This is a genomic window from Delftia sp. BGA-UO-ETr-SB1, from assembly GCF_059567865.1.
This window is the reverse complement of the sequence record NZ_JCAQOW010000004.1, coordinates 1-20845: the sequence shown is the minus strand read 5'-3', so window position 1 is coordinate 20845 and position 20845 is coordinate 1. Positions and strand designations below refer to the sequence as shown.

The following is a 20845-nucleotide window of genomic DNA, read 5'->3' as shown; positions in this document are numbered from 1 at the left end:
GGCGCCGTGTCATCGCTCAGAAATCAACCGTGGCCGACAGCATGAAAGTGCGCGGTGCGCCCAGACCCAGGCTGGTCCACAGCGGCGTGGCCCAGTAGGCCTTGTTGGCCACGTTGGTGATGCTGCCGCGCAGCGTGAGCGGGTGGCCGGCCGCCGTGGTCACATAGCGCGCGCCAACGTCGAACACGGTGCGGCCCGGCACGGACAGCGAGTTGTCGGCATTGATGTACTGCCTGGATGCCGTGGTGGCATTGGCCGTCAGCGTCAGGCCCTGCAGGGCAGGCACGTCCCACTCCACGCCCAGCTTGCCCTGCAGCCTGGGCACGCCCGCCGCCAGCTTGCCCTGGTTCACGCCGCCTGCCGTGCGGGTGAGCTTGGGCTGTACGTAGGCAATGCCGCCCATCAGGCGCACGCCCGTGGCCACGTTGCCGAAGAAGCCCCATTCCACGCCCCGGTTGCGTTGCTCGCCGCCGAAGGAGAAGACGTTGGAGACAGGATCGGTGTAGCCGTTGGGGCGCTGGATCTCGTAGAGGCTGAAGGTGTGGGCGAAGTCGCCCAGGTCCAGCTTCAGGCCCAGCTCCTTTTGCCGGGACTTGTAGGGAGCGAACACTTCGCCCGCGTTGGCCGCCGTCATGGGTGCGGTGGCGCCCTGGCTCAGGCCTTCGATGTAGTTGGCGTAGACAGAGACACGCTCGCTGGCCTTCACCAGCAGCGCGGCGGCCGGCGTGGTGGCGCCCTGGTCATAGCGCGAGGTGCGCGCGCCCGTGGCCACGTTGAAGGTGTCGCTGAGCACCTGCTGGCGGCGCAGGCCCAGGGTGAGCTGCACGCGGTCCTGCGCAAAAGACAGGGTGTCGGCCACGCCGATGCTGGTCAGCCGCAGTTCGGTGCGCGAGATCGGTGGCGCATTGAAGCTGGTGGCCGGGCCCCAGATGGGGTTGTAGATGTTGGTGATCCAGTCCTGGGCCAGCACGTTGCGGCGGCCGAACTGCTTGTCGGTATGCGTGTAGTAGGTGGCGTTGAGCGCCCACTGGTGGCCCACGCCGGCCGTGTTGAACTTGCCCTTGAGGCCGGCCTCGGCCGACTTCTTGTCCATCTCGAATCCCAGGTCGGCCAGGTTGGTGCGGTAGTCGCCGGCCGTGTTGAAGACCTGGATCAGGTAGGCGCCCGTGGAGCGGTACCGGGTCTTGCTGGTGCCCACGGCGGCATAGGCCGTGACGCTGTCGCCCAGGTCAAGCTCGCCGCGCACCATGGCGCCCTTGTCCTTGGTGTCGTAGAAGGCCCAGCTGGGGTTGAGCAGGGTGTCGGCCTTGGGCGGCCTGGGCACGGGCAGGCCTGCGGCCAGGTTGATGCCGCGGTTCAGGCCGTCGGTACGGTCATCGCTGCTGTACAGGTCGGCCGACAGGCGGGCACGGTCGCCGCGCCAGTCCAGGCCCAGCGAGGCCAGCCGGGTTTCCTTTTCCTGGTGGTTCACGGCGCCGTCGCCGTCGCGCAGCACGCCGTTGAAGCGGATGCCGAACTGCTTGCGCTCGCCAAAGCGCCGCCCCAGGTCGATGTGGGCGCCCAGTTGCGCATCGGACATGAAGGAGGTGGTCAGCCGCGTGAGCGGCTCATCGCCCGCGCGCTTGGGCACGAGGTTGACCGTGCCGCCCACCGAGCCGCCGGGCGGCATGCCGTTGAGCAGGGCCGATGGGCCCTTGAGCACGTCCACGCGCTCGAACATTTCTGGCGATGCGCGGTAGAACGGCGCCACGCCGAACAACCCGCCAAAGGTCACATCGCCAATGCTGGAGCTGAAGCCGCGAATGGAATAGTTCTCGCTGATGATGCCGGTCATGCCCGTGCTGAACACGGTGGGGTCGGCGGCCGAGATCACGTCGGTGATGTCGCGGGCCTGGCGGTCGGCCATGAATTTCTCGGTGTAGCTGATGGTGTTGAAGGGCGTCTCCATGAAGTCCTTGTCGCCCAGCAGGCCCATGCGGCCGCCCGTGGATACCTGGCCGCCGGCATAGGCTTCCGGCGCCTGCTGAGCCTGTGCGCGCACGGTAACGGCGGGCAGGAGCACGCCGCCCTCCACGGGCGCTGCGGCGTTGCGGTCGCGGCCCAGGGTGTAGCTGCCGTTGGCTTCGCGCAGCGCGCGCAGGCCCTGGCCGCGCAGCAGCTCGGCAAAGCCTTCGGCCACGCTGTAGCTGCCCGACAGGCCTGCGCTGCTGCGGCCTTGCAGCAGGCTGGAATCCACCGTCAGCTCCACGCCGGCCGATGCGGCAAAGGCGTTGAGCGCCTGGCCCAGCGGACCGGCGGGGATGCTGAAGGCGCGGGAGGCCTCGCCGGGTGCCGCCCCGGAGGCTGCTCCAGATGCGGCCCCCTGGGCAGCCGCCTGCGCCAGCGCGGACGGCATGGCCACGGCCAGGCCGCCCAGTGCCAGGCCCGCCATGCAGAGCATGTGCACGGCGATGGCCGTGTGCCTGGAGGCAAAGGCCGGGTGCGGCAGGGGGCGCGATGCGCCGTTCTGCGCGGGGCGGGATGGATGGCGTAGTGCCATGCGGGACTCCTTTCGGTTCGGGTAGGCGTTGGGTGTTTCACCTTGTCTTCCGAACGAGAAAGCCAAACCCTCAATCGAGAATGCGATCAATTTGCAACCGCAGCGGCCACCGGGCCCGCGCCCGCTGCCGGCGCATCGCCGTAGCCCTTGAGCACGTCATCGACCATGAGCTTCACCGAGGTCACGCTGGCCGCCGTGACGTACCAGGCCTCTGAATCGACGAAGACCACGCGGTTGTTCTTCCAGGCACGGGTCTGGCGCAGCAGCGGGTTGTCCATGCCTGCGGCGTCCATGCCGGGGCGGCGCTGCATGATGGCCGTGCGGTCGATCACGTAGAGGATGTCCGGGTTGGCCTGCTGTATGAATTCGCTGGAGATGGGCTGGCCGTGCATGTCGGCCTCGGCCGCCGTGCTGGCGGGCTTGACGCCCAGTGCGTTGAAGACAAAGCCGTAGCGCGACTGCGGCCCGAACGAGCTGAAGGCGCCGTTGTTGTGCATGACGATGAGGGCCGTCTCCGCACGGCCCTCGGTGGCGCGCCGGGCCTGGGCGACCTTGTCGTCCATCTCGGCCGCCTTGGCGCGCGCCAGGTCCTCCTTGCCGAAGATGCGGCCCAGGGTGAGCAGATGATCGCGCACGGTGTCCAGGTGCCGGGTGCCGCTATTCCTGAAGTCCACGTCGAAATGCACCGTGGACGCAAAGCCCGAAAGCTCCTGGTAGGCGCTGGCCTGGATGGGCGAGATCAGCACCAGGTCAGGCTTGAGCGCGTGCACGCGCTCCAGGTTGGGCTGGACGATGGAGCCCAGGTCCTGCACGCCGGCATCGTCCTTGTACCGGGCCAGGAAGTGGGGCACGAAGTCCTTGGGCATGCCGGCAATGGGCACGCCGAGCTGGTCGAGGAAGTCGGCCTCGTTCATGTCCAGCGCGGCCACGCGCTGCGGCGGGCGCTCCACCACCGTGGTGCCCAGCTGGTGCTGCACGGTGACGGGCTTGAACTCGCCGGCCGCCGCCTGCGGCGCTGCGGCCTGTGCCGACGGGTTGGCGGGCCGGTCGCAGGCCGACAGGGCCAGGGCAGCGGCCAGGGCCAACATGGAAGCGTGATGGGGAATGCGGAACAGACGGGTCACTGGCTTTCTCTCCTGAAAAATGGGATGCATTGCATTGGGTGTTTTTGGGAGGCCGGGGGTCGGCTCAGGCCCGGCCGCGCCCGCGCACCATGAGCGCGAGGAAGTAGCTGCCGCACACCAGGTTGACGAGGATGCCCACCGAGGTGCGGTAGTTGAAGACATGCTCCACCGCCAGCTGCGCCGCGATGAAGATGGACACGGCCACGGCGCAGCCCAGCGGCAGCGTGATGCGGTGGCGCGCCGTGCCCGCCAGCGCATAGCTGATGTGGGCCACGAAGATGCCCATGAAGGCCGTGGGCCCCAGCAGGCTGGTGGACACCGCCACCAGCGCGGCAATCAGCGCCAGCTGCAGGCGCAGCTGGCGCTGGTAGTGCACGCCCAGCGAGATGGCCTGCTCGCGCCCCAGGGCCAGCACATCCAGCACGGGCAGGCTGCGCCGCACGATCACGCAGGCCACGGCCACGATCAGCGCCGACCACAGCAGCTGCGCGGGCCGGGCGCGGTTGAACGAGGTGTAGCTGTAGCCCTGCAGCACAGAGAACTCTCCGGGGCTGATGCGCAGCTGCACGAACTGCGTGAAGGTGCCTATCACCATGCCCAGCACCAGGCCCAGCAGCAGCAGGAAGTACACGTTGTCCCGGCCCCCGCCCAGCAGCCAGCTTTGCAGGGCCCAGGAGTAGCCCAGCATGCAGGCCACCGACAGCCAGAAGTTGCCGCTGGGGCCCAGCACCACCAGGCTTTGCACGCCCATGGCCAGCACCAGCAGCGCCTGCAGCAGCAGGTAGACCGCCTCGTAACCCATGATGGCGGGGGTGAGGATGCGGTTGCCCGCAAGTGTCTGGAAGACGATGGACGACAGCGCAATGCAGATGCCGCCGATGACGATGGCCGACAGCCGCGTCAGCCGCCGTGCGATGACGTAGCCGAAGTCCAGCCCCGAGCCCAGCAGCACGAAGCAGGCCGCCAGCGCGACGGCAACCACGGCAGCCGCAATCCATGCAGTTGTCTGAGGCAAGGCCTTGCGCATCACGGCCTCCTGCGCAGGATGAGCACGAGGAAGAGCACGCCGCCCACGCTACCCGCCGTCAGGCCGATCGGCACCTCGAAGGGGTGCATGATCAGCCGGCCCACGATGTCGCAGGCCAGCAGCAGCGAGGCGCCGCTGAGCGCGACGATGGGCAGTGTGCGGCCCAGGTTCTCGCCGCAGCGCATGGCCACCAGGTTGGGAATGACCAGGCCCACGAAGGGAATGGCGCCCACGGTGATGACCGTGGCCGAGACGGTGACGGCCACCAGCACCAGGCCCAGCGTGGCCAGCGCCGGATAGCTCAGGCCCAGGCTGGTGGCCATGCCCTCGCCCATGCCCAGCACGGTGAAGCGGTGCGCAAACGCATAGGTGAGTGCCACGATGGGCACGATGAGGTAGATGATTTCGTAGTGCCCCTGCACGATGCGCGAGAAGTCGCCCAGCAGCCAGCCCTGCATGCTTTGCAGCAGGTTGTGGCGAAAGGCCCAGAACTCGGCGATGGCGCTGAGCACGCTGCCGTACATCAGGCCCACCACGGGCACCAGCACCAGGTTGCGCAGGCGCATGCGGCGGATGATGGCCACGTACAGCAGGCTGGCGCCCAGGCAGAACACCAGCGCGAACACCATGCGCCAGGCCACGCCCCACGCGCCCGAGGTGAAGGCCGAGGCGGGCGCCACCGTCAGCGACACCAGAATGCCCAGCTTGGCCGCATCCAGCCCGCCACAGGTGGCAGGCTCCACAAAGCGGTTCTGCACGATCTGCTGCAGCACCACGCCGCACACCGACAGACCTACGCCCGTGAGTACCAGCGCTGCCAGGCGCGGCAGCCGGCTGGCCGTGAGGGTGAGCCAGGCATCGCCCGACAGCGACAGCAGCTGCCCCCAGTCCACCTGCCGCGCGCCGATGAGCACGGACGCGCAGCACAGCGCGGCAAACGGCAGCAGCCACGGCGCCAGGCGCGGGGCCTGCGTCTTCGGCCCTGGCTTCGCAGGCTCGCTCAACGGAGGTCCTCGCCCATGCCTGTGGCCGTTCCCGTGCGCGTTCCCGCAATGCGCCAGCCCTTGGCGGCGCGCCGCCGCGCCAGAAAGCGCGCGTACAGACCCTGCGCCTGCGCCAGCTGCTGCGGCGTGCCCTGCTCGCTGACGCGGCCCTGGTCCAGCACGATGATCTGGTCGGCCATGGCCACGGTGGACAGTTGGTGGGCAATCACGATCAGCGTGCGCCGGCCGCGCAGCCGCGCCAGCGCCTGGGCGATGGCGGCCTGGTTCTCGGCATCCAGCGCGGCCGTGGCCTCGTCGATCAGCAAAATGGGCGCATCCTTGATGAGCGCACGCGCAATGGCGATGCGCTGGCGCTCGCCGCCCGACAGGCGCGCCCCGCCCTCGCCCACGGGCGTGTCCAGGCCCTGCGGCAGGCGTTCGATGATCTCGGCCACGCCGGCCTGGCGCGCGGCCTCCATCACCTCGGCATCGCTGGCCTGCGGGCGGCCCATGCGGATGTTGTCGGCAATGGAGCCCTGAAAAAGGTAGCTGTCCTGGAAGATCTGGCTGATCTGCCCGGCCAGCCGCTCGCCCGCGATCTGGCGCACGTCGATGCCGCCCACCAGAACGCTGCCCTGCTGCACATCGAAAAAGCGCGCGATCAGCCGCAGCACGGACGATTTGCCCGAGCCCGAGACGCCCACCAGCGCCGTCATCGAGCCCGGTTCCACGCGCAGGCTCAGGCCGCGCAGCACCTCGGGCTGGCCCGGCGCGTAGCGGAACACCACGTCGCGCAGTTCCACCGAGGCATCGCGCGGCGCCTGGGGCACGGCAGGCTCGGGCAGCGGCTGGACCGCGAGGATGTCGCGCACGGCATCGAGCTGCACGCGCGCGGCGCGCAGCGAGTCGGCGTAGCCGGCCACCTCCAGCAGCGGATCGACATGGCGGCAGGCCAGCAGCAGGGCCACGATCACCGGGATGGCAGCTTCCATTCCCATGCCCATGCCCTGTGCTGCAACGCCGCCCAGGCGCTCGTCCAACCACAGCGCGCCGGCCACCAGCAGGGCCGCAAACACGGCCTGCACGGCCCAGCCATTGAGCACGCCCGACAGCGCCGCCAGGCGGATGGATTGCGCGCCCGATACGCGCTGCCGGCCCAGTGCCTGCTCCAGCCAGCGCGTGCCGCCGCCTTCGCCATTGAAGGCGCGCAGCACCGACTGCGCCTGCGCAAACTCCACCATGCGCTGGCTGGCGCCAGCCATGCTGCGCTGCAGGCGCTCGTCGGCACGGCGGCCCAGGTGCGCGGTGACCAGCAGCACGCCTGCCAGCAGCGGCAGCGCCAGCAATGCAATCAGGCCCATGCGCCAGTCCATGGCACACAGCGCGGCCACCACGGCAACGGGCGCCACGGCGCCGCTGAACACGGGCGTGAACACATGGGCCGGCAGCTGGGCCACTTCCATCATTCCCTGCGAAACGACGTGGTTGAGCCGGGCCGTGTTCTCGGGGGTGAACCATCCCACGGGCAGGCGGGCCACATGGTCACCCAGGCGGTGGCGTGCCACGCGCAGCACGGCGGCGCCCAGGCCCAGGCCGGCTTTTTCCACCTGGCGCTGCCAGGCCCAGCACAGCACCACGCCCGCCAGCAGCACGGCCAGCCAGGCTGCGGCGCCGCGCGTATCGCCTGCCAGCAGGCGCGACAGCACGGGCACAAGAGCGGTGACGACCAGGCCGCTGAGCAGGCCATGCAGCACGGCCATCCAGGCATAGCGGCGGAAAAGCCGGGCGTCGTCGCCCAGCAGTTGCATCAGGGTCTTCAGCATGGGGGCAGCTCCGGGGCCAGGGCGGGGGTGAAAGGCTGGGCTTGCGTAGGCGGTGGTGCATACCCGCCCAGCGCCCACAGCCGTGCGTAGCGTCCGCCCAGCGCCAGCAGCTCGGCATGGCGGCCGCGCTCGCGGATGGCTCCGCCCTCCACCACCAGGATCTGGTCCGCATGCATGACGGTGTCCAGCCGGTGGGCGATGACCAGCAGGGTGCGTCCGGCGGCCAGGCGCGACAGGGCTTCCTGGATGGCAGCCTCGCTCTCGGCATCGGCAGCGGCCGTGGGCTCGTCCAGCACCAGCACGGGCGCATCCAGCAGCACGGCGCGCGCAATGCTCACGCGCTGCTGCTCGCCGCCGGACAACTGGGCGTCTTCGCCGATCACGGAGTCATAGCCGCGCGGCAGCGCCAGGATGCGCTCATGGATGTGGGCGGCGCGCGCCGCCTCTTCCACCTCCTGCGCGCTGGCCGAGGGCCGGCCCAGGGCGATGTTCTCGCGCACGCTGGCGTGCACCAGGCGCACGTCCTGCAGCACAAAGGCCAGGTGGCGGTACAGCTGCAGGGTCTCGATCTGCCGCAGGTCCACCCCGCCCAGCGTGATGCGCCCTTCGTTCGGGTCGAAGAAACGCAGCAACAGCCGGGCGAGCGTGGACTTGCCCGCGCCCGAGGCACCGACCACGGCGGTCACCGTGCCGGGCCTGAGCGTGAAATCCATGCCCTTGAGCACGTCATGCCCCGCCTCGTAGGCATGGCCAACGCCTTCGAAGCGGACTTCGCAGCCTTGGGGCAGCCTGCATTGATCGGCGGCCGGTTGCTTCAGCACGGGCGTGCGCAGCAGCGCCTGCACGCGCTGGGCGGCGCCCGTGGCGTGGTTGAGCGCATGCAGGTTGAAGCTGAGCAGCTGCAGCGGCGCGCTGATGCCCGGCGCCACCAGGGCAAAGGGCAGCACGTCCACGGGCGCCATCCAGCCCAGGGCCGTGAACAGCGTGCCGAAGGCCAGCACCACGCCCAGCACGGCCACGGGCGCGATCAGCGCATTGGCATTGGCGCGCGCCGACACCAGCGGACGCGCAAAGCCGAGGAAGGCGTCGGTAAAGCCATCGACGGCCTCGCGGTAGCTGCCATGGGCGCGCCCGCTGGCACCAAAGGCCTTGACCACGGGAATGCCGTGCACGAACTCCACCACGGCGTTGTTGATGCGCGCCAGTCCCGCGCCAAAGGCCGGCGTATGGGCGCCGCTGGCCTGCATGGCGTGGCGCATCACCAGAAAGAAGATGCCGAACGGCAGGGCCGAGACCAGGGCCATGCGCCAGTCCATGGCAACCAGGTAGACCGCAGAAGCGGCCACCGTGCCCGCACCGCGCCCCACCGTGGTGTAGAAGTGCGCGGTCAGCTCGTGCAGGGTGGCCACGTCGTCCTGCATGGCCTGCTTGACCTGGCCCGAGGCCCGCTCGGAAAACCAGCCCAGCGGCACGCGCGCCAGCCGCTGCATGGCCGACAGGCGCAGCCCGTGGGTGAGTCGGTTGTCGGCCAGATGGGCGACCAGCTCGCCCGCCGACACCAGGGCCATGCCCGCGAACAGGCAGACAAGGCACGGCGCGATGACGCGCCAGGCATCGGCCGCCACCATGCCGCCATCGGCCAGCGCCAGCCGCGCGATGTGGGCAATGCCCGCCAGCGGCGCCAGCGCCAGCACGGCGCCCGCAAACGACAGCAGCGCGGCAAGAACAAGCTGCGCGCGGATGGGCTGCAGCGTCTGCGCAATGGGGCCGGGGCCGGCCTGGGGGTCACCGGCATCGGTGGAGTGCATGGGATTTCCTGGAAGGCATGGCGGAACAGAAAACAAGGGCTCTTGCCTGTCTTCCGAACGAGAACGCCAAACCCTCAATCCGCAGGGGCAGGAAGTTGAATCAGCCGGTAACGGGTTTCGAGAGACGAGGAAGGCGCCGCGGTGAAAGGCGCCTCAGCCCGCCGCCTGCACCGTGACCCAGTAGCGCGTGCGCGCGACCACCTGCACGGGCAGGCCCAGCGCCAGGTTGTGCAGGGCGCGGTCGGTATCGCGCAGCGAGAACACGCCCGTGACGCGCAGGCCGGCCACCTGCGGGTCGCAGCGCAGCAGGCCCGTGCGGTAGCGCGCCAGCTCGGCCACCAGTTCGCCCAGCGGCATGTTGTCGGCCACCAGCACGCCGCGCGCCCAGGCGGCGGCGCTTTCCTGCGCGGCCACCGGGGGCTGGGCCAGATCGCCGGAGAAGACGGCGCCCTGCCCTGCCTCCACGCGCACCACCTGGCCCGGCGCCCGGGCGGGACGCACTTCCACCGCGCCCTCGAACACGGCCACGCGGGACTGCTCATCTTCCTGGCGCAGCGTGAAGCGCGTGCCCAGGGCCTGCACCGTGCCGTGGCGCGAGCGCACGCGCAGCGGGCGCGGTGTGCTTTGCGGGTCAGGCGCAGTGGTCACGAGGATCTCGCCAGCGCGCAGCAGGATCAGGCGTTCGGCCCCGTCAAAGCGCAGGTCGATGGCCGAGGCCGAGGCCAGCACCACCTGCGTGCCATCCGGCAGCGTGATCTCGCGGACCTCGCCACGCGCCGTGCCATGGCTGGCAGCGGCGATTTGCCAGGCATCGGTGCCGCGCACCACATGGGTAATGCCACCGGCCATGGCCATGAAGCCCAGCAACTGCATGGCGCGGCGGCGGCCGCGGCGTGGCGCCGGCGACGCAGCGGAGGTGTCCGCCAGCGCATGCCGCGCAATGCCGCCGGGCATGCTGCGCAGCTTGTCGTCAAAGGCCTGCAGGCGGCTCCAGGCCAGCTCGTGCCGCGGATGCTCGGCACGCCAGCGGGCGCAGGCGGCGCGGTCTTCGTCGCTGGCGTCATCGGCCCACAGCCGGGCCATCCATTCGGCGGCGCGCTGGACAATGGCCGGCTCCAGCAGCTCGCTGGAGGCGTCGGGCGATGCCGGTGATGAGGACATGCGGGCGGGCCGGCCGTTCAGCACACCGGGCCGTGCAGCGCCTGGTAGCAGGCCAGCAGGCCGGCGGCGATGTATTTCTCCACCGAAGACACGGACACGCCCAGCTCGGCCGCGATGTCGCGGTAGGCCATGCCGTCGAGCTTGCACAGCAGCAAGGCCTTGCGCGCCTTGGGCGGCAGGCCGTTCAGTGCGGCGTCGATCTCCACCAGCGCCTCCAGCGCCAGGGCACGTGTTTCTTCGGAGGGCGCCATCTGCTCAGGCAGCAGGGCCAGCGCTTCAAGATAGGCCGCCTCCACGCGGCGGCGCCGGTACAGGTCGATCACCAGGCCGTTGGCGATCTGGGTGAGATGGCGGCGGTGCTCGTCGGCCGGTGGAACACGGCCGGTGCGCAGCAGTTGCAGGTAAACGTCGTGCGCCAGATCGGCCGCATCAAAGGCATTGCCCAGCTTGCGGCGCAGCAGGCCGCGCAACCAGCCGTGGTGATCGGTGTAGAGAATTTCGACTTGTTGCTGAAGCGCAAACTCGGCGGCGGCCACGATACCCCTCCCTGTATCCCAGGGCGCAGGCAGGCCTGGGATGAATGACAAATGAGAACCATTTGCATTTTATAGGGAGACAGCCCCGCCGCCGCCAACGCCACCATCAACGCCACCTCCACCGCGTGCAGGCGCCGCTAGCGCGGCAGCAGGCCCGGCAGTATGGCGTTCAGATCCACCGCATCGGCCATGGCGCGGTTGCCTTCGTCGCCAGGATGCAGGCGATCGCCCGAGTCGAAGCGCGCCGCCATGCGGGAGGGATGGGCGCCATCGCGCAGCACGGCATCGAAGTCGATCACCGCATCGAAGGCGCCGCCCAGGCGTATCCAGGCGTTCACCTGCCGGCGCAGATCGTCCTTGTCGTCCTGGTAGTAGTCGTCCAGCGGCGTGCCTGGCAAGGCGCCCTCGAAGGGCGGCAAGGTGGCGCCGATCACGCGCAGCCCGTGGCTGCGCGCCCTGGCGATCAATTGGCGATAGCCCTCTGCCATGTCCCGCAGCGTGGGACGCGGCGCCTGCCGCGCAAAGGCCGTGCCGGGCCAGGAAATATCGTTGATGCCCAGCAGCACGATGAGGCTGCGCACACCGGGCTGGGCCAACACATCACGCTCCAGCCGCGCCAGCGCATGCTCGCCCATGCCATCGGACAGCAGGCGCGCGCCAGAGATACCAGCATTGACCACTGCCGCGCCGTGCGGCGCAAGGCGCGCGGCCAGGAAGTCCGGCCAGCGGCTGTCCCGGTCCAGGCTGGCCGTGGCGCCGTCGGTGATGGAGTCGCCCATCACCGCTACCACGGGCGCCGCGGGTGACGCGGGGTTGGCCTCAACCTGAATACCCGCCAACAGCGGGCGGGCCGTGCTGCTGATTGCGCCAGGGTCCGAAGTCCGCAGCGCCGCAGCAGCGGACTGGTCGCCCGCCACGATCCAGCCAGTCTGGCGCCCATCCCAGTGAAAACTTTGCACAGGCGTGGCGCCGGGCACGTACAGGCTCACGGCCACCTGCGACAGCGAGGCCAGCGGCAAGGCCACAGGGTCGCTGACCAGGGATGCGCCTGCGGCAATGGTGGCTTGCGCGCTGCCGCCAAAAGTCACGGCCTGCAGGCTGCCAGCGTCAATGGCGCCCTCCGGCAACGGCTTTGCCACGGTCGCCCTGCCCACGGTCACAGGCTGGCCGCCGTAGGCGTTGGACAGCACGATGCGCAGGCGCGGCCCGCCCAGGCTGATGCGCGCCACCTGGCGCACGGTCTGGTCCTGCAGAACGGCGGGCAGGTTGGTGGGAAAGAGGAAGTCCGCCCCCCAGACCGGCTGCGGGCTGGCCTGCCACGTGGCAGCCCAGTTGGAGGCTTCAGCCGAACCCGCCGGCACCGTCGAATCCGCCATGGCAGGCGTGGAAATCACAAGCGCCAGAAGGGCCGCGCCCGAGGCCGTGGAAAGCGATGGAAAAAGTTGCCGCATGCAAGGAATCCGATGTCTGTCGATGGCGGGATCATGGATTCAAGGGCTGTGCGGGACTAGACAGTCTGCTGGAACACCATCTGTGAATTTAATTCACGACGAGGCCTGTGCTGTGCTTTGGCAGCGAGGATGGGATGCGTATTCAAGCGTTTTTTTGTAGGAGCGATGCAAGGCTGAGGCGGTCTTTTGATGGCAAAAATCACATCCTATAGATTCACCCGCGTCAATTACCTGATGTCCAGATATTGCATTTCAGGCTTGAAATCGCCATGCTCACAATATTTCTTCACCATTTCCGAAGTGTATTCAGTCGAATTCAAATTAGTAGCCGTTGTCGCCTTCGTCACATAATAAATTTCTTCACTAGAGCTTACTTTTCCCACCAGATATAGATTTTCACCAAATCCATTCGAAATGTCCTGAAAAGCGCACCACCCTGATTTTATTTTCTCAACGCCCTTTTGAAGCAGCGCCACTCCATTTTTTGATGCTTTCATATTCATCTTTTTCTGAAAATCAAGAGATTGAATTTTTTCCAGCTGAAAGAACATATAAAAATGATTAGTTTCCACATCAGCATATATTCTGATATTAAAGGCAGTCTTTGGTAAAAAAGCGGGAACCCAAGAGATATATCTTTGTCCATCTTCATCCAATAGATCATAGGAAGAGAAGAAGCTCTCCTTTTCATTCTCGATTGAAGAAATAAGAAAAATAAATCCCAGAAGTGCAACCACAACGAATGATCCGAAAGATACTTTTATTATCTTCTTCATGGGCTTATGTATTCAATACTCATAAAACAAGCGCTTATTTCGCAATACCCAAGAATGAAACTCCAAAAATTCCAGTGGAGCCTCTATTACTTGCAGCCTAACTAATCTACATCCGCCACCAAAATTACCGTGACTATTGGACAATTTGACATGCATAACAGTAGCGCCCCGGCCAAAAAGAGCCATTTATTTTTTGCAACAACAGCTAGTCCAACATCAGCAAAGAAAGATCTGTGCACACCCACTCCAGATTGGATGCAGTACTAAAATACTCGCTTAACTGTGTGAGTGCATTAGTTAAAAAAGACTATGGCACTTGGCACAAGTCTTCACTTCAAGGAAAGTTAAATCGCGGTAATATCTTCATCTACCCAAACAACCATATTCACCCATCGAATTATTCTTCACCATTTCTTCTCCAGAAGAAATTATTTCATTATTTTTTATAAAGAAATAAGTAAAAATACCATCGTCCATTGATTCTTTGTACGCCACATCATCCTTTAAATCACTTGAATATTTTCTCAGCTCTTCAAGAACAACTAATTTTGGCGTATATGGCGGAAATACACAAACAAAGTCGTAATCTTTATTTATATAATAATCAAAACCATCTTTTCTGAAGAAAAAATATCCATTTAGCAAGATTAAAATAATAATTACCAATTTAATCTTCATGGAGTTTTCCAGTCTTTTCTTGCATTAAGCGCATCAGAGTTTTTTCTATGATCCATACCCCGCCATCATCAATACTATCTTGGAAATTATTTTTCACGATCTTTGTCAGGTGTTATTTTTTTCTCTCTCGCTCTGCTGCTTATTATTACTTCTACAAAAAATCAACACAAGAATAATTATCGGACTAATGAGCAAATAAATCGTCACCAGCATTTTTATATTTCTTGGAACCTCACAATAAACAGAGGAAAATATGCTTATTATCCAAATTGATGCATATATTGCTTTCCTTGTTGAATGCAAATATATAGATCCAACAATGCAAACCAAAAATACGAAAAATATTGCCCAAAAATAATACAACACCACATCGGTTGCAAAAGCGAAAGCCGGCATGGGTAATGCAAGAAAGAAAATCAGTCCAATCGCATCCGCAAGTAATTTTGAACGCATTGATTTCATTGCCTTTGAAATCTTTCTAAGCTTGTTCTGTAATTTTTCCTAGGTCACTATTCTCGCCCGGTTGTACTATTTCCTGGCTTACGTGATGTGCTTTATGAAGCAATCCTTATTCACCACTCCATAGCTGAAACCTCTGCGAGACGTCCCCTGTGGGTTGTATTCCTGCAGCACATTGCCACAGGGGTCCTACTGTGCGACCCAGGCCACTAACCCTCGCTGGTCGGTCAGGGCCATGGGCGTGCCCAGATGGTCGCAGTGGTAGTGATGGATGGCTACGGAGCCCTGTTACGCTCGCTCCTGCTTTTGCAGTTACTTGCGCATCTCCTGCAGCATTTTCATGGTGTGCTCGTCGTGCATACCCAACATGACCAAGCGATCTGCGCGCGTTTTGGCCCATCTTGTTATAACCCATGGGGCTGAACAATCTACGCATATCGAGACTCACTGTGACTGGTGATCTTTATTTTCAACAATCTCTTTACTTATTAGAAAATCACCGTATGGCCATACGGTTATGGTGGTCGTTCTAATAAAATTGTTATTTCCGTCAGATCTTGAGTGTTTTGATAACTTGAAATAATGAGTTTCTTCTCCCAATGTATTTGAAACACTTATTGATGCAGGGAAAGCAGTTGGTTTAATGTTCGATTCTTTTATCCTAATTACGACATTTTTACGAATTAGGCAGCGATGGCTTTGCCATCCCAATATATCTTTGACACTCAAATCATAGCCTGGATTTCCAAGCTTATTAAAAATATAAGACAAATTAAATCCCTCTATATCCGATAAATCAATTTTCATCGGTGCCATCAAGAAAATTAGCAAAGATATTATTTGAAAAACAAGCGCTGCCGCTATTATGTAAACTGCTGCTTTCATAATCTTTTTCAATCTTTTCATCTTCTATATATTTGATTTTCTTTAGGCTATACACCATTCCATGCCCAACCAGTTGAATGTGATCCGTCTTCTGAGCCTGCGCCAATGGTTGTACGACTCCCCGTCACGAATGGCACATGCCCAGTAGCGTCCCCATATAGGCATGCTACTGCAACAATATTACCAGGCTTTGTAGAAGTAACAAATTCAAATACGGGAATTGCTTTTTGTGGATTTTCCCAATCTCCAGCAGTTGCTGGTCCTCTTGGGATAATTCCGAATCTGTAGCGCGAGGGAGATTCGACATCTGCATTTTCTAGCCCCTCATGAACAAAGAGATTACATTTATTTATTTTCGACCCAAAGCCATAATTGGAGGTGTATGAATATCTTTTTTGATTTTTTATTTTTCTCCGCTGCTTTCAAAATTCTCTCTACACACGTTTTTACGGGAGCCAAGCCCAAAGGATCCATGGAAATGATGGGATTTATCGCATATATACTTTGTTAACCCCTCCGGCCAACCCGATCGGTTCCTGATTCACATAACTCCTCACCACCATATCGTAATACCGATGCCGGTTGTAATACAGCCCCGTTTCCCTGTCATGGTGCTGCCCCGGCAGCCGGATCGTCTGGTGGATGCCCTGCGGGTTGTGTTCCTGCAGCACATTGCCCCAGGAGTCCAGCTTTGCGGCCCAGGCCACTTGGCCTGTCTGGTCTGTCAGGGCCATGGGCGTGCCCAGGTGGTCGCAGTGGCGGATGGCGATGCGGGCGTGCTGTTCTTTTTCCTATTTCTGCAGTTTTGTAGTCTTGCTGAAGATCATTAATCGCATGAGCGAGGATGCACTTAATAGAATTAGTAAGCGCAAGATTTTGAAAAATTCCTTAACCTTGCGCTTGATCCATGAGTATTGAATGCAAAGCCACTATTCCATGTTTCCACGAAAGTTGATGTATTAAAAAGAAGTAATTATTTATATAATCTTTATTGATGGTAAATATAATTTATTATAAAAAATAATATTATTACTTCTCTATTATTTCAAAATATACGTTGAAATTTTGTTTACCAAAATAAACATAATCTCATTTTCAATATTCAACTTTTACCAATCGATCAGAAGAGAAGATAAATCTAACATCACCATACCATATCAGATCATTTTCTTTTTTTATTTGAGGATTAGTTTCTTTTTTATTTATGGATGTATTCTCTAACTTATATGCAATCTGCTCCATATTCATCCCCTTCCATTCACGCTCAATGAGCGAAGTGATATTGTCAATATCTGCACGCGCTGATCCACACCCTTGGTCCGAGTAAGATAATGTTATTGATTTATCGACAACCGAGTATGACAAGTAAACAATAACCAAGGTTAGAGCAATTATTAAGATAGATGATTTGTTTATTTTCATAAAATTATTGTCCTGCTTTGGCAGCATCTCTTGCAAAAGTGCGGCAGTGATTTGAGTTGAATGGATTCCAGTTATATTTTTCTCTATCTTTATTTTCTGAAATTTCTTTTGCGTAGTCAGCAACTTTTTTGGGGTCGGCAGAACTGCAGGTTAACTTTGCCGGTGTTCCTTTGCCTGATCTTTTCGAAAGCTGCTCTTCCAGACTTCTCATGGACTCATCTGTTGGAGCACCATCTTTGCCTATTTTCAGATTAGGCATTGGGGTTTGCCGAACGTTTCCGTCGTCTTGGGGTAGTTTGGAGCCCATAATTCCTTTTGCACTTGGGTTGTATCTACCGTATTCGAAATATTGTGTTTTCCCTGAAGCATCATATGTCAATACACCACTATGTCCACCAAGCCATGTGCTTGTTTTACCTTCGGCGTACTCAACCGGATAATCTGGAAAATTAACAACACAGGCTTGCTGTAAGCCTAACGAATCTATCCATCCCGTGGGATTTACAGGGTAGATATAGTGATTATTACCCCCCATCAACCCAATAGGGTCCTGATTGATATAACTCCCCACCACCGGATCGTAATACCGATGCCGGTTGTAATACAGCCCCGTTTCCCTGTCATGGTGCTGCCCCGGCAGCCGGATCGCCTGGTGCAGGCCCTGCGGGTTGTACTCCTGCAGCACATTGCCCCAGGGGTCCAGCTTGGCGGCCCAGGCCACCTGGCCGGTCTGGTGCGTCAGCGCCATGGGCGTGCCCAGGTGGTCACAGTGGTAGTGGTGGATGGCGATGCGGGCGTGCTGTTCTTTTTCCTGTTCCTGCAGCTTGGCCTGCATGNTGTGGTTGGGGTCGTCCTGGTCGGGCAGGCCTGCGGTGATGGCTTGCACCAGCAGGTGGGGCTCGTCTTGGGGGTCGCCGCTGGCCGTGGTGCTCAGGCGCACCAGGGGCGTGAAGCTGCCCGGTTCGTAGATGGTGTGCTCTATGTGGCGGGTGTCATCGCCGCCCTGCAGGCGCTCGGTGTGGATGAGGCGGTCGCCGTCCCAGCCGTAGTAGTGGGTGCGGGTGGATTCTGTGGAGTCCGCGCTTTCGACCTGCTGCTTCAGGCGCCTGCCCAGGGCGTCGTAGGTGTAGCGGCTGTGGTGGCGCAGCTGCTCGGCGTTGCCCTGGATCTGGCTGCTGCGCACTGCTATGAGCTGGTGGGCTCCGTCGTAGTGCAGTTGCTGCTGACTGTGGTCTGCCTGCATTTGCGCGATGCGGTTGCCGCAGGGGTCGTAGCGCCAGACGCAGTCTTCGGTGAAGCCGACGCGGTTGTCTTCCCAGCGCTGCACGGGGCCTTGGCGCTGGCCTGCAAGGTGGCCCAGGCCCATGAGGTTGAAGTCGGTGTGCCNCTGTGGTCTGCCTGCATTTGCGCGATGCGGTTGCCGCAGGGGTCGTAGCGCCAGACGCAGTCTTCGGTGAAGCCGACGCGGTTGTCTTCCCAGCGCTGCACGGGGCCTTGGCGCTGGCCTGCAAGGTGGCCCAGGCCCATGAGGTTGAAGTCGGTGTGCCGCCAGTGGGCGTGGACCTGGGCGGCCCAGTTGTCCTGGGTGTTCGTCTGGCCCGTTGCGCCGGGTGCACCGGGTGCTGGCAGGCGGTTGCCTGCAGGGTCGATCTGCCAGCGGGTGGTGGTCTGGGGGTCCTGGCTGTCGGTGGCCGCTCTGAGGCGCCCGGCGCTGTCGTAGCCGTAGCGCAGCAGTTGTGCGGCCTGGCCTGGGGCACCGGCCTGTTCGATGGCGACGAGCTGGCCCAGGCTGTCGTAGTGGTAGCGGCGGCCGAGGATCTGGCCGATGAGGGTGTGGACCTGGGCGCCGGTGTCTGTCAGGTCGGTGTGCTGCAGCGCTTGCAGGCCCGTGGTGCCCAGGGCCGTGAGGCGGCCCAGGCTGTCCCATTGGCGTTGCACCTGCAGGGGGTTGTGTGCGTCTGCGTCTGCTGCGTGGGTGGGTGGGTGCAGGCTGCGGCGGACTTCGCGGTGCAGGTTGTCGCGCTCGAAGTCGATGAGGCTGGCTCCGTTGAGTTGCAGTCCGTGTACATGGCCTGAGCCGTAGGTGAGCCAGGCGATCTCTCCCAGGCCTTGCAGCTGGCTGTGCTGGCGTGCGCCCAGCGCATCCAGGGTGTGGGTGATGCGGTGTTCGTATTCGATCTGGTCTGCGCCCCCGTTGCCGTTGCCGTCCTTGCCGGGGCGGTACAGCTGCTGCACTTCTGCGGTGATGCGGCCCAGGGCGTCGCGTTCCAGTGCTATGCGGCTTTGCAGTTGGGCGATGAGGCCGTTGTCGTTGTCTGCGGTGCTGTGCTGCCAGACACTGGCGGCCGTGAGGCGCCCGGAGGCATCCCATTCGTAGCGGTGGGTTTGTGCGGGCGCATGGGGCGTGGCAGGCAGCTGGCGTTCGGCGAGGCGCCCGCCTTCGTCCCAGCGGTAGTGGCTGCTGCTTTGCTGTGCGGCGTTGCCGTCCGTGGCTTCCATGAGCTGGCCTGCCGCGTCCCAGCGGTAGCGCTGCAGCCGTTGGTCAAACCCTTCTTCCTGCACGAGCCGGTCCAGTGCGTCCCAGGCAAAGCGGCTTTGGGCCCCGTTCTCGTTGACGAGGCGCAGGAGGCGGCCGGCGCTGTCGTATTCGAAGGCCAGGGTGAGGCCGCCATGTGTTCGCTGGACCAGCCTGCCCCAGAGGTCGTAGCGCAGGTGGATGCTGTGGTCGGCGGCCTGGGTTTCGCTGGAGGTGCCCGCAGGCTGGGCCGGATCGATGCGCGTGAGGTGGCCTGCGCTGTCGTAGTGGTAGCGCTCGATCTGGCCGTTGGGCAGTTCGCTGGCCACGATGCGGCCCTGGCCATCGCGCTGGTGGCGTTGGCGCTGGCCCAGGGCGTTGTCCACTTCGATGAGCGCCCCCCAGCGGTCGTAGTGGTAGTGCGTGCTGTGGCCCGAGCAGTCGGTGTAGCTGAGCAGTTGGCCCGCGTCGCTCCAGGCCAGTTGTTTGCTGCCGCCCTGGGCGTCTTCGATGCGCCGGGGGCTGTCGCAGGTGAGCGGCGCTTCCTGGGGATCGGGGTAGTGGTAGCGCTCGGTGCTGCCGTCGGCCTGGGTGATCTGGGTGAGACGGCCCCAGCTGTCGTATTGGTAGCCGGTGGTGGCCCCTGCGGTGTCAGTGCTTTGCAGCAGGCGGCCGGTGGCTTCGTCGTGTTCCTGCTGGGTGCTGCGCCCGTCGGGCAGTTGCACGCCGATGAGCCGGCCCTGGCCATCACGCCTGAGGTGGACGCTGCGCCCCAGCGGGTCGGTGCGCGAGGCCAGGCGGCCGAAGCTGTCGTAGGCCTGCAGCCAGCGGCTGCCATCGGCCTTGTGGTGGGCGATGAGGCGCGACAGGCCCGCTGCGCCTTCGAAGTAGTAGGCCTCGATGCGATCCAGGCTGTCGCTGACGCGGGTGGCGGCACGCGGCTGGCCGTCCGGGCCCGGGGGCTGGGACAGGTAGTCGAAGCGGTAGCTGAGCCCTTCCTGGTTGCTGTGCTCGATGACGCGGGCGCCGGGCTGGGCGCTCTCGTAGCGGTAGCGGTGCCAGGGTCCGCTGGCATGGCGGTGGGCGCTGATGCGGTGGTGGTCCCATTCGAATTCACGCACGAGCTGGCCTGCACGGTCGTGGACGGTGATGAGGTCGCCTGCGCTGCTGTAGCCGTAGCGCACGAGGGCGATGGGGGTGGACAGGGGATGCAACGGGTCCTGCACCAGATCCACGCCTGTGACTCGCCAGCCGTCGTCGGCGCCCCACAAACCCAGCGCATCCTTGCCACCATGGATGCGCTGGTGCAGCAGTCGGTAGCGCCGGCCCGTGCCGTCGCTCAGCGAGACCAGGCGGCCTGCGGGCACAGCCGCTTTGCTGGCACTGTGGCCGCCCTCGGGCGTGGTGCCATCGCTGTAGTGGTAGAGCTGGCGGCGCCCGAAGCGGTCGATCTGGGCCATGAGCCGCCAGGGACCGTCGACAGGTTCACCGGGCGCAGGGCCAAAGCCCCAGAGCGTGTCGCCATCGCCGCTGACCGCGAGGATGGCTTGCGGGTTGCGCACCAGTGCCTGTTCCACATGCGACCACCGAGGATTGGCGGCCCAGGGCGCAGTACCTCCGTCCGGCTCCGTGCTGCCGCCGCGCAGCAGCCAGATGTC

15 protein-coding genes and 3 pseudogenes are annotated in these 20845 nt (G+C 62.7%); all 18 read right to left on the bottom strand.

What is annotated here, in order from left to right; translation table 11 throughout:
* Positions 1–16: 16 nt before the first annotated feature.
* Complete coding sequence (locus AC57B5_RS00490) at positions 17–2539, bottom strand: TonB-dependent receptor (RefSeq protein ID WP_197942898.1); 2523 nt, start codon at positions 2537–2539, stop codon at positions 17–19.
* 86 nt (positions 2540–2625) lie between these two features.
* Positions 2626–3663 (bottom strand): siderophore ABC transporter substrate-binding protein, encoded by a 1038-nt coding sequence (locus AC57B5_RS00485; protein ID WP_269670325.1) that lies wholly within the window; start codon positions 3661–3663, stop codon positions 2626–2628.
* 64 nt (positions 3664–3727) lie between these two features.
* The gene (locus tag AC57B5_RS00480) at positions 3728–4690 is read right to left on the bottom strand and encodes an iron chelate uptake ABC transporter family permease subunit (RefSeq protein WP_197942897.1); all 963 of its coding nucleotides are present in this window, start codon (positions 4688–4690) and stop codon (positions 3728–3730) included.
* Positions 4690–5694: an ABC transporter permease gene (locus AC57B5_RS00475; RefSeq protein ID WP_269670324.1), complete on the bottom strand. Its 1005-nt coding sequence runs from the start codon at positions 5692–5694 to the stop codon at positions 4690–4692. The genes AC57B5_RS00480 and AC57B5_RS00475 overlap by 1 nt, the downstream gene beginning before the upstream one ends.
* Positions 5691–7496, bottom strand: a complete 1806-nt coding sequence (locus AC57B5_RS00470) for an ABC transporter ATP-binding protein (RefSeq protein WP_496398507.1) — start codon at positions 7494–7496, stop codon at positions 5691–5693. Before AC57B5_RS00470 ends, AC57B5_RS00475 begins: the two co-directional genes overlap by 4 nt.
* A complete protein-coding gene (locus AC57B5_RS00465; RefSeq protein ID WP_496398506.1) occupies positions 7490–9304 on the bottom strand; it encodes an ABC transporter ATP-binding protein in 1815 nt (604 codons plus the stop codon). The genes AC57B5_RS00470 and AC57B5_RS00465 overlap by 7 nt, the downstream gene beginning before the upstream one ends.
* A gap of 153 nt (positions 9305–9457) precedes the next feature.
* Positions 9458–10465 carry a FecR domain-containing protein gene (locus AC57B5_RS00460; protein ID WP_496398505.1) on the bottom strand — a complete coding sequence of 336 codons (1008 nt, stop codon included), beginning with the start codon at positions 10463–10465 and terminating at the stop codon, positions 9458–9460.
* Between the two features lie 17 nt (positions 10466–10482).
* Entirely contained in the window at positions 10483–11001 is a 519-nt protein-coding gene (locus AC57B5_RS00455; protein ID WP_013803359.1) for a sigma-70 family RNA polymerase sigma factor, read from the bottom strand.
* A gap of 137 nt (positions 11002–11138) precedes the next feature.
* Entirely contained in the window at positions 11139–12452 is a 1314-nt protein-coding gene (locus tag AC57B5_RS00450; protein ID WP_496398504.1) for an SGNH/GDSL hydrolase family protein, read from the bottom strand.
* Between the two features lie 227 nt (positions 12453–12679).
* A complete protein-coding gene (locus AC57B5_RS00445; protein ID WP_496398503.1) occupies positions 12680–13228 on the bottom strand; it encodes a YbbD-related protein in 549 nt (182 codons plus the stop codon).
* 363 nt (positions 13229–13591) lie between these two features.
* On the bottom strand, positions 13592–13906 hold the full coding sequence (locus AC57B5_RS00440) for a hypothetical protein (RefSeq protein ID WP_139093465.1): 315 nt from the start codon (positions 13904–13906) through the stop codon (positions 13592–13594).
* A 105-nt stretch (positions 13907–14011) separates the two neighbouring features.
* Positions 14012–14368 carry a hypothetical protein gene (locus AC57B5_RS00435; protein WP_496398502.1) on the bottom strand — a complete coding sequence of 119 codons (357 nt, stop codon included), beginning with the start codon at positions 14366–14368 and terminating at the stop codon, positions 14012–14014.
* 186 nt (positions 14369–14554) lie between these two features.
* The gene (locus tag AC57B5_RS00430; protein ID WP_071957083.1) at positions 14555–14638 is read right to left on the bottom strand and encodes an RHS domain-containing protein; all 84 of its coding nucleotides are present in this window, start codon (positions 14636–14638) and stop codon (positions 14555–14557) included.
* Between the two features lie 171 nt (positions 14639–14809).
* Positions 14810–15250, bottom strand: coding sequence for a hypothetical protein (locus AC57B5_RS00425; protein WP_496398501.1), 441 nt, complete (start codon positions 15248–15250; stop codon positions 14810–14812).
* Positions 15251–15706: 456 nt separating this feature from the next.
* Positions 15707–16041, bottom strand: a pseudogene (locus AC57B5_RS00420) (RHS repeat-associated core domain-containing protein); the annotation flags it as partial.
* A 304-nt stretch (positions 16042–16345) separates the two neighbouring features.
* Positions 16346–16672 carry an Imm58 family immunity protein gene (locus AC57B5_RS00415; RefSeq protein WP_492904896.1) on the bottom strand — a complete coding sequence of 109 codons (327 nt, stop codon included), beginning with the start codon at positions 16670–16672 and terminating at the stop codon, positions 16346–16348.
* A gap of 4 nt (positions 16673–16676) precedes the next feature.
* Positions 16677–18056: pseudogene (locus tag AC57B5_RS00410) on the bottom strand (RHS repeat-associated core domain-containing protein); the annotation flags it as partial.
* A 20-nt stretch (positions 18057–18076) separates the two neighbouring features.
* Positions 18077–20845 (bottom strand): annotated as a pseudogene (locus AC57B5_RS00405) (RHS repeat-associated core domain-containing protein); the annotation flags it as partial.